The organism is uncultured Actinobacillus sp., assembly GCF_945915845.1.
In the GTDB taxonomy this organism is placed as follows: Bacteria; Pseudomonadota; Gammaproteobacteria; order Enterobacterales; family Pasteurellaceae; genus Exercitatus.
Map to the genome: position 1 here is coordinate 1 of NZ_CAMEFX010000059.1, position 8724 is coordinate 8724.

General features: G+C 37.1%; 13 protein-coding genes and 1 pseudogene. 12 read left to right on the plus strand and 2 right to left on the minus strand.

What is annotated here, in order from left to right; translation table 11 throughout:
- From Q0O89_RS09740 to radC, 11 genes are all read left to right on the plus strand, one after another.
- The coding region (locus Q0O89_RS09740; RefSeq protein WP_293731513.1) for a hypothetical protein at positions 1 to 234 on the plus strand (234 nt) is incomplete at its 5' end.
- A gap of 308 nt (positions 235 to 542) precedes the next feature.
- On the plus strand, positions 543 to 2573 hold the full coding sequence (locus tag Q0O89_RS09745; RefSeq protein WP_293731514.1) for a DNA topoisomerase III: 2031 nt from the start codon (positions 543 to 545) through the stop codon (positions 2571 to 2573).
- Between the two features lie 870 nt (positions 2574 to 3443).
- Positions 3444 to 3854, plus strand: coding sequence for an STY4534 family ICE replication protein (locus Q0O89_RS09750; RefSeq protein WP_293731515.1), 411 nt, complete (start codon positions 3444 to 3446; stop codon positions 3852 to 3854).
- 118 nt (positions 3855 to 3972) lie between these two features.
- Complete coding sequence (locus Q0O89_RS09755; RefSeq protein WP_293731516.1) at positions 3973 to 4254, plus strand: hypothetical protein; 282 nt, start codon at positions 3973 to 3975, stop codon at positions 4252 to 4254.
- Positions 4255 to 4444: 190 nt separating this feature from the next.
- The gene (locus Q0O89_RS09760) at positions 4445 to 4765 is read left to right on the plus strand and encodes a hypothetical protein (protein WP_135710986.1); all 321 of its coding nucleotides are present in this window, start codon (positions 4445 to 4447) and stop codon (positions 4763 to 4765) included.
- Between the two features lies 1 nt (position 4766).
- The gene (locus tag Q0O89_RS09765) at positions 4767 to 4937 is read left to right on the plus strand and encodes a hypothetical protein (RefSeq protein WP_167874955.1); all 171 of its coding nucleotides are present in this window, start codon (positions 4767 to 4769) and stop codon (positions 4935 to 4937) included.
- Between the two features lie 75 nt (positions 4938 to 5012).
- Complete coding sequence (locus Q0O89_RS09770; protein ID WP_135710985.1) at positions 5013 to 5270, plus strand: hypothetical protein; 258 nt, start codon at positions 5013 to 5015, stop codon at positions 5268 to 5270.
- Positions 5271 to 5303: 33 nt separating this feature from the next.
- Positions 5304 to 5750 carry a virulence factor gene (locus Q0O89_RS09775; protein WP_293731517.1) on the plus strand — a complete coding sequence of 149 codons (447 nt, stop codon included), beginning with the start codon at positions 5304 to 5306 and terminating at the stop codon, positions 5748 to 5750.
- 81 nt (positions 5751 to 5831) lie between these two features.
- The gene (locus Q0O89_RS09780) at positions 5832 to 6161 is read left to right on the plus strand and encodes a hypothetical protein (protein WP_135710983.1); all 330 of its coding nucleotides are present in this window, start codon (positions 5832 to 5834) and stop codon (positions 6159 to 6161) included.
- A gap of 85 nt (positions 6162 to 6246) precedes the next feature.
- Positions 6247 to 6897 carry a DUF3560 domain-containing protein gene (locus Q0O89_RS09785; RefSeq protein ID WP_293731518.1) on the plus strand — a complete coding sequence of 217 codons (651 nt, stop codon included), beginning with the start codon at positions 6247 to 6249 and terminating at the stop codon, positions 6895 to 6897.
- A 100-nt stretch (positions 6898 to 6997) separates the two neighbouring features.
- The gene (gene radC, locus Q0O89_RS09790; RefSeq protein WP_281279619.1) at positions 6998 to 7471 is read left to right on the plus strand and encodes a DNA repair protein RadC; all 474 of its coding nucleotides are present in this window, start codon (positions 6998 to 7000) and stop codon (positions 7469 to 7471) included.
- Between the two features lie 71 nt (positions 7472 to 7542).
- Here radC and Q0O89_RS09795 read toward each other — a convergent pair whose 3' ends face one another.
- The gene (locus tag Q0O89_RS09795; RefSeq protein ID WP_293731519.1) at positions 7543 to 7896 is read right to left on the minus strand and encodes a type II toxin-antitoxin system PemK/MazF family toxin; all 354 of its coding nucleotides are present in this window, start codon (positions 7894 to 7896) and stop codon (positions 7543 to 7545) included.
- Positions 7896 to 8162, minus strand: coding sequence for an AbrB/MazE/SpoVT family DNA-binding domain-containing protein (locus Q0O89_RS09800; protein ID WP_366516030.1), 267 nt, complete (start codon positions 8160 to 8162; stop codon positions 7896 to 7898). Before Q0O89_RS09800 ends, Q0O89_RS09795 begins: the two co-directional genes overlap by 1 nt.
- A 265-nt stretch (positions 8163 to 8427) precedes the next feature.
- Here Q0O89_RS09800 and Q0O89_RS09805 point away from each other — a divergent pair.
- A pseudogene (locus Q0O89_RS09805) lies at positions 8428 to 8685 on the plus strand (hypothetical protein); the annotation flags it as partial.
- Between the last annotated feature and the right edge of the window lie 39 nt (positions 8686 to 8724).

Consider the following 8724-nt stretch of genomic DNA (forward strand, 5'->3'; position numbering starts at 1 on the left):
TATATTAGAAAGTGCGGCAAAATGAAAGAAATCAAATTAGGCATATCCCCTATAACCAATCAAATCTACGCAGGCTACACCAATAAAAGCGGTGAATTGTGGAAAGAAAAACAAGACGTTACTTTAATGGCGTTAGCCTGTGTTGCTCGATACTGCGAATTTATTGATGGCCCAGTGATTTTATCGGAAGGAGACAAAGCAAAATATGAAATAACAGTGAAAGTAATGAGATAGTGTATGAATGGAGAATAAAATGGAATCTTATAATCATGCCCAATTCCTTTCTAGTCTTATTCAGATTACGTCATTCATCGCTAATCGAATCAGGTACCTGTTATCTACGAATGAAATAGACAAAGCAGATGCTTTGTTAGATGTTATGAGTAACTTTACACTTTTACAATCGATAGCACTTAATGATAATAAGCTCCAAGACCTAAAATTCTTTCAGTCATTACTCAACTCACTTTCCTATTCAGAATTAAATGAACTTAAACATGTGATTAATTCTACAATTGCCATGATGGAGTATTGGAAATCATATGAAACTCTTTCTTTGTGAAAAGCCTTCTCAAGGTAATGATATTGCTAAAGTCTTAGGTGCAACAAAATTTGGTGATGGGTATTTATCTCGCGCAGATGGTTCAGTAGTTGTTACCTGGGCGGTTGGTCATTTGGTTGAGCAATATAGCCCTGAGCAATACAATCCTGATTATAAACAATGGCGTTTTGACGCATTGCCGATTATTCCTAAACAATGGGGCGTTTCGGCTAAAGCGAACGTCAAGAAACAGTACAATGTGGTGATGGCTTTAATTAAAAAAGCCAGTGTGGTAGTCATCTCTACTGACGCAGATCGTGAAGGGGAAATGATTGCGCGTGAACTCTTAGATCTTGCTCGGTATAAAGGCAACATACAACGTTTATGGTTAAGCGCGCTTGACGCAGAAAGTATTAAAAAAGCCTTATCGTCTATCAAAGATGGACGAGAAACCGAATCATTATATTATGCCGCATTAGCGCGTAGCCGTTCTGATTGGTTAATTGGCATGAATTTTTCTCGTCTGTTTACTCTACTCGCTCAACAACAAGGTTATATGGGGAAACCCTTAAGTGTGGGGCGTGTGCAAAGTCCAACACTTGCCATTGTGGTCAATCGAGACAAGGAAATTAAACATTTTATTCCTAAAGACCATTATACGCTGATTGTTCGCTTAACTAGCTCTCATGGCTCACCTTTTACGGCTCATTATGTTATTCCTGAAGCGGCGCGTGATGAAGATGGGCTTTGTTTAAATGCGGCAATCATACAAAAAGCGGCGAAAGATATTAATACGCTTGGTTCAGCTCAGATTATTAATATTGAAACAAAACGTGAAAAAAATGCACCGCCCTTATTGTTTGCATTAAGTGATTTGCAGTTTGAATGTAACCGTTTATTTGGGATGGGTGCGCAGCAAGTGCTAGATATTGCCCAATCTTTATATGAAACGCATAAATTGACAACCTACCCTAGAACAGATTGCGGTTATCTGCCTGAAGCGCAATTGGCTGAAGTGCCTAATGTTATTCAAGGATTGGTGAATACAGATCCATCTTTAAAAGGCATTGTTGGTAAATTAAATTTGACGCAAAAATCCAAAGCATGGAATGACAAAAAGATTACCGCTCACCACGGTATTATCCCAACCATAAAAGGCGGTGATATAGCTAAATTAAGTCCGTATGAGATGAAAGTCTATGATTTAATTCGCCGCCGTTATTTAGCTCAATTTTTACCTCATTTTGAAGTGGACAAAACAACTGTGCAGTTACAATCAGGTGCACATTCACTTATCTCGAAAGGCAAAGTCATTGTCGTTACCGGTTGGCAGGCATTGTTTCAAGGCGCGGAAAAAGATGAGAATGATGAATCAAATGATGGCCAAAAGCTCCCGAATTTGTCCAAAGGGGAATCTTGTTCTGTTACAGATACTGATGTCCGATCATTAAAAACATCCCCACCTTCGCACTTTACGGAAGGGACGTTGCTGAGCGCAATGAAAAATGCTGCGCGTTTTGTGACAGATGAGCAATTAAAACAACGATTACGCGAAACGGAAGGATTGGGGACGGAAGCAACTCGTGCCGGATTAATACAGGGATTGATTGATAAAGGTTTTTTAACAAAAAAAGGAAAGCAATTGCTTGCGACAGCACAGGCAGTTTCGCTGATTGATAGTTTGCCTAATTTATTAAAAGATCCGGGATTGACCGCACTTTGGGAGCAGGCATTGAATCAGATTGCGGAACGTTCCATGACATTAAATGAGTTTATGTCAAAACAGGAAATCTTTGTGCGTCAGCTAATGGATGTCTGTATGAAACAAGGCATAAAAATGGGGAATATTGAAACGAAAAAATGCCCTAAGTGCGGTTCACCCATGGTCAAAAGACAGGGTAAAACCGGGACAGTGTTTTGGGGATGTACTCAATACCCGAATTGTGATGGCGTTGAATTTATTGATTCTGAGAAAAAACGAAAAACACGCAAATCAAGTGGTACATCCTATAAAAAACGCATATTGAAATAATATCATCTCTATGGCTTTAAAATGTGCTAATATGTTGATGCTTAATACATTGTATGGTTAAGCATCCTTTTTTACTACCAGAGTTCACTGGTGAAAAATTGAACGCCCTTTATGCCGTAATGGCGTGCGATGTACCAATAAACGACCACTTAGTTATTGGATAATATGCGGTAGGAAAGCGTTATATCTTGGCAGGGTAACAAATTCTTTAAACATATTAGTTTGGTCTTTTTAAGGGAAGTACATACGGATGGTATGGCTTCCCTTAATTCTTGGTGAGAAGAATTATTTTGTGAGAAGTTTGAATTAACGATTGGGAATCCGATATAAATTGTCTATACTGCATTTGTGACGATAATATTTTGTTGATATAAATAATAAAAAATCGTACATAGATAAACTCCTTTGCCATTAAATGATGATGGGTCATTTAATGGCTCTTTTTTAGCTTAGTACAATAAAATGACGCTGGGCGATAACATCATCACAAAAAAAGTCTCTTTTGTGAATTTTTACTTTTAGCTATTTATTTTCTTAAAAATTGTTTACATTGCGTATCAAGACGAATTCCTTAGTGCTGTCGTTGATAGCAAGGAAAGTAGCCGGAGTCTGAAAGGTTACGGTTTTACTGCGGTAAAAATGACTCTTCCTTTAACACAATCGTGGTCTTGAGATTGTGGTTTGCGTAAGCAAATTGACCAATCCCTTAGCCATATATTGGCAAAAAACTCTTGGCTTTCTGTAAAAGAGTGCTCTTTTGAGTTGAAAGCATATATTACCTTATCATCAAACCATTTACCCTGACGGGAAACATTTTTCCCGAATTGGGTAGGAATGTTTCTCCGTCTTTTTTACATTTGGAGAAACATTATGAGTACTCAAAAACAAACTTCTTACTTCAATCTTCACACTTCTGGTATCGGTTATCTTAATGATGTTCGCATCATTGATACAAAGGGTGGTGACATCGTAGCTTGTCGTATCGCTGCATTAGTGGGTTCATCTGATAAGCCTGAATATCGTTATTTCGATATGAACGCTGCAGGTGAAGAAACAGCATCACTTATCAGACGCTGCAAAGACGCAGTAGACGCGAAAAAGAAAGTTCTTGTTTCGTTTGTCATGGCTGATATGTGGGTTGAGACTTTCACTTATAAGAGTGATAGTCAATATCACAAAAAAGGCGATACCGGTGTTAGTTTGAAAGGTCGGTTGATTCAAGTCAAATCAATTAAGATTGACGGTGAATCAAAATATGTGAAACAGTCCGACCCTGAATAATTATCACTTATCCATAAGGCTTGATTTCTTTTGAAATTAAGCCTTCCCTTTACTTAACGTAGGGATGATTTCCTACGTGAAATCATTCCTACCCATTTCATCAAAGGTGGTGAATGATATGTATCATCTAGCCAATCTAATTATACCTAAGCTTTTCATACCTAAAACATTACACCGTCTTGGTGAAGATCTTCGCAAAGCCGGTGCAATTGCAGGTATTGGATTTGTCGGTTTTGTTCTTCCTAATGATGGCATTGAGACGCTTGAGTCCTTTGCTTTAGTGGTGTTTGGCATATTGTCTTGGTGTATCGGCTTGTATTTTGAATACGTGGCCGATAAAATAGAAGCAAAGCCATTAACCGTCTTGAAGAGCAGAAAAAATAATAGGAGACAATTATGAACTGGGCACTTATATCCGCTATGGCAATGGTTCTTTTACCTGTCATTGCACTTGCCATTTGGGTAACTTGGTTCTATCGAGATGTGTTATTTGAAAATAAAAAATCTCGATAAATTTTCACATTAACCCGTTGGGGATATTTATCCCGATGGGTAAATCTCCCCAATATGATATATTTAGGAGATTTATAATGGAGTTATCTATGACACTACGTTTTGATAAATTACGTTTTGTTAAAAAAGTTCAGGCTGCAAATTGGGATGATAAATCTGAATTGGCAGAAACGTTAGCAGACGCCCTTGATGAAGCTCTGGAGCAGAGTCAAAATGAATTGTTAACTAAAACTGAATTTAAACAAGCCATGGCTGAATTACGTTCCGACTTTAAAGTCGAGATGGCTAATTTGGAAGCTCGTTTGATGACAACCTTAAATGCAACCATGTATAAAATGGCTGGTTTAATCATTGCAAGTGTTGGCGTATTAATGAGCTTGATGAAGCTTATCAATTAATATGATGAAATTATCTATGACACAGCGTTTTGATAAATTAGCGACTAAGGTTGATTTACAGCTTGAAATGGCAAAATTGAAAAATGAATTAACCACCGAAATGTATAAAATGGCCGGTCTTATTTTGGCTGGCGTTGGCATTTTGATGGGATTAATGAAGTTTATCAATTAATTTAAATCACACCCTTCAGGGATATTTATCCCTGTGGGTAAATCTCCCTGATGTTATTCAATAAGGAGATTTATAATGGAGTTATCTATGACACTACGTTTTGATAAATTGAAATTTGTGAAAAAACTTCAAGAAAGTGGTCAAGATGTAGCTCAGGCTGAAGCTTTAGCCGATGCCATTGATGAAGCACTTGAACAAAGTCAAAGTCCTTTAGCAACTAAAAGTGATTTAAAAGATCTTGAAGTTAAACTCACCACTGAAATGTATAAAATGGCCGGTCTTATTTTGGCTGGCGTTGGCATTTTGATGGGGTTAATGAAACTTATCAATTAGTGACTCAATTTATATCTACAGTAGAGATTCTTTATGAATCGTACTTTAATTGTGTTTGATATGGATACGCGCTGTTTAGAAGCACAATACCATCATCCAAACCGGAAAAATGCGTATGCGGATATTCAACGTATTCTTAAAAAACACGGTTTCACCAATATACAAGGTACTGTTTATTTAAGCAAAACAGGAATAAAACAAGCACATGGCACACTTGCGTTGCAAGAAGTTGCCGCTCGTTTTGAATGGTTTGCTCATTGCGTATCGAATATTCAATTTTATGAATTAAAAGATGATTTTAATGCGCAATTTATTGTTGATGGTGTACAACGTGCAAGAGAAGCGTTTAATCGCTCTATTGAAACGTTAAGAAAAGAGCTGCTTGATGCAGGTCTTTCTGAAAATAAAGTAGAAGAGATTGTGGGTAAACGACAATTTTCTCTACAGTACGCTCAAGAACAACAATTGTTATCTAAATAAGACCTTTCACTATCTACCCCCAAAGGGAAATACAACTCCCTTTTGGGTATCGTATTTCCCTTTATTTTTAGGAGAAATACGATGTCATTTTTCAATATACCACTTAATTGTTCACCGAAATGCAGTGCTTGGGAAGATATTCTTTATCATTACCGTGATTGGGTTAATGATGATGAAGTATGGGAAATAGCTCGGGAAAGTAAAGAGCTTCCTGTGCTTGGCAATGTCTATCAAAGTTTAGTGCTTGGACGAGTACTTTCACATTTCTGTGATGAAACAGGCTTAGAAGAGAATGATTTAGATATTTTCTTTTGGGTCAATTCGATTGATACACATTTAGTGATTAACGATTGGGATATTTGTACTGTCGATGATTACTGGAATTGTATTGAAAAAAATCGAGTTCATTAATTTATTTTTAACATTAACTACCCCAAAGGGAAATACAACTCCCTTGTGGGTATCGTATTTCCCTTTATTTTTTAGGAGAAATACGATGACTACTACAAATTCTTACGCTAAATTCGCACCAAATGTTTATGTTGCAAAATGCCCTGAAGCTCATGCTAAAGGTGAATGTATTGTATTGACGAGTAAATATGGCAATGAAACTGAAGTTGAAATCCATAATCTTGTTAAACAACAAGACGGATTTTTCTTCTATTCTTTCGTCCGTTGTGATGGCTTAAATAGTCAAACTCGTGCAGCAATGAAAGCAGAGCGTTATCAAGGTTATGCGCATAATGCAATGATTCGTAGTGAAAAATACTGTGAAGCTGCGAATGAAGGGCGCGAATTTCTTCGTTTAGCTGAACCAATTAAAATTGGTCATCATAGCGAAAAACGGCATCGTGCTTTAATTGAGCGTAATGCGCGCAGAATGGATAAGGCAGTTGGCGAAATGCGAAAAGCTGAAAGCTATAGCAGCAAGATTGCCTATTGGGAATCAATGGCGGATAAAATTGATTTATCTATGCCGGAAAGTGTTGAATTTTTCGAGTTTAAATTGGCGCAAGCTAAAGAAAAACATCAGGAATTAAAAACACATCCCGAAAAGCGTGCTCATGCTTACTCGCTGACTTATGCGAAAAAAGACGTCAATGAATTTGAGAAAAAAGTGAAATTAGCCAGATTACTTTGGGCGTAATCACTTTTATTATTCATTTCTATATTTACTCACCCCTATGGGAAACATAGCTTTCCTATTGGGGGAGACTTGTTTCCCTTTTTTATTGGAGAAACAAGTTATGTGTAAATTTTTAACTGCAAATGAAAATGCTGTAATTGAACAAGCGGCATTATTAATGGCTAAAGTGATGGAGCAATCCCCTGTTTATCAATCAGGGATAACTTTCAATGATCCGTCAATGGTGATGGATTTTTTGAAAATGAAATTAGGTTTAAAAGAGCGTGAAGAATTTATGGTGTTATTTTTAGATAACCAACATAAATTGCTTTCTGCTGAAATCTTATTTCAAGGCACAATCAATGCGACTGCGGTTTATCCAAGGGAAGTGATTAAACGAGCACTCGAGCTTAACGCAGCTGCATTAATTCTTGCCCATAACCATCCTTCCGGCCAAGTTACACCAAGTCAGTCTGATAGAAATATCACGACAAAAATCAAAGATGCAGCAGCACTATTTGATATTCGTTTACTTGATCACATCATTGTAGGCGGTACAACTACTTATAGTTTTGCTGAAAATCTTGATTTGTAATATCTCATTTTGATCTGCACCTTAACGAGCCGGCTGTTTCATCCGGCTCTTAGGGGCAGATCATGTTTTGATTAATCTTTCAAAATTGCTTCAACAATATCTTGTACTTCGGATAGAATATAATTCGGTACAACTTCTACTTTTTTAGCATTTCTACCCCGAAAATCAATTATTCGAGCTTGATATGCAACAATAACACCTTGCGTTTTGCAACCTGTTCCGCTTAGCGTTACAGCAAAACCATTTTCTCTCGCCAGTGCTGCATTACCTTGTGTAATTGGAGCTATCATCATAAATCCAAGTTCATGGAATTTACTACCACTCAAGACTAGTGCGGGGCGTTTTTCTCCTTGTAGTTCTTTTCCTACAACTGGATTTAAGCAAACGGTGATAATATCACCCCTTTTGAATTGTGATCTAGACATCAAATTTCTTGCCCTGTTGGAATAAGTGAATCCCATTCTTGAATAATGGGTAATTCTTTCGATGAAGTCATTGCAATGCGTTCATCTAAGGTTAGTCGTCTTTTACGGGGGGTATTTGGGATAATAACGACTCTAACGGTATCGCTGCTAATTTTTTCTAGCTCTAAAAAATCCCCTATATGCAAATTCATCGCGTCAGTAAAATCCTTTGGCAAACGGATCGCTTTGCTATTTCCCCATTGCTTTACCTGTAATCTCATATTCATATTGCATATAGCTGACAAAACACTTATCTTTCAATAAGCCCAAATTCAGCTTCTCCTAAGTTAGTTGAAATTCATAGTCAGACGTATCATTTAATGATACTGTTATCAATGTAGTTTTAAATTTTATTAATGTCAACTGATTTTCTCACATTACCAGTTCATCGCATGTCTATTTGTACTCGATTAAAGTCTTAAAATCACAAATTTAATTTGTTATTAAAATTGATTTTAATTTTATTCATAGTTAATGCCTGTTATTAAAACGATTGGTTTTGGTAAAGCACATCAAGTGAAGCATTGTGATGGTTACGATCAGGCAGCGAAGGATTGTTTACGACCAAATCGCCGCGTTGTGGTTAAAACCGCAGCCAGCAAGACGATGAATACGCAACAAGCAGGTACCATTGGTCCTGCACCGCTTTATGATGTGAATTATCCTTATAGCCCCAATGTGACAGGAAATCCGTATCCAACACAGCTTCCTTATTCCGCTGAGCCGTTGATGAAAAGATACGAATTATAATGCTTTAATGCTCATCTCTAGTGTTATCAATGCCCGAAT

Excerpts from the sequence above, each read along its gene's own strand:
- Q0O89_RS09795 (WP_293731519.1), bottom strand. The coding sequence starts at position 7,896 with ATGTCTAGATCACAATTCAAAAGGGGTGATATTATCACCGTTTGCTTA.
- radC (WP_281279619.1), top strand. The coding sequence starts at position 6,998 with ATGTGTAAATTTTTAACTGCAAATGAAAATGCTGTAATTGAACAAGCG.
- Q0O89_RS09775 (WP_293731517.1), top strand. The coding sequence starts at position 5,304 with ATGAATCGTACTTTAATTGTGTTTGATATGGATACGCGCTGTTTAGAA.
- Q0O89_RS09800 (WP_366516030.1), bottom strand. The coding sequence starts at position 8,162 with ATGAATATGAGATTACAGGTAAAGCAATGGGGAAATAGCAAAGCGATC.
- Q0O89_RS09785 (WP_293731518.1), top strand. The coding sequence starts at position 6,247 with ATGACTACTACAAATTCTTACGCTAAATTCGCACCAAATGTTTATGTT.
- Q0O89_RS09765 (WP_167874955.1), top strand. The coding sequence starts at position 4,767 with ATGATGAAATTATCTATGACACAGCGTTTTGATAAATTAGCGACTAAG.
- Q0O89_RS09755 (WP_293731516.1), top strand. The coding sequence starts at position 3,973 with ATGTATCATCTAGCCAATCTAATTATACCTAAGCTTTTCATACCTAAA.
- Q0O89_RS09760 (WP_135710986.1), top strand. The coding sequence starts at position 4,445 with ATGGAGTTATCTATGACACTACGTTTTGATAAATTACGTTTTGTTAAA.
- Q0O89_RS09770 (WP_135710985.1), top strand. The coding sequence starts at position 5,013 with ATGGAGTTATCTATGACACTACGTTTTGATAAATTGAAATTTGTGAAA.
- Q0O89_RS09780 (WP_135710983.1), top strand. The coding sequence starts at position 5,832 with ATGTCATTTTTCAATATACCACTTAATTGTTCACCGAAATGCAGTGCT.
- Q0O89_RS09745 (WP_293731514.1), top strand. The coding sequence starts at position 543 with ATGAAACTCTTTCTTTGTGAAAAGCCTTCTCAAGGTAATGATATTGCT.
- Q0O89_RS09750 (WP_293731515.1), top strand. The coding sequence starts at position 3,444 with ATGAGTACTCAAAAACAAACTTCTTACTTCAATCTTCACACTTCTGGT.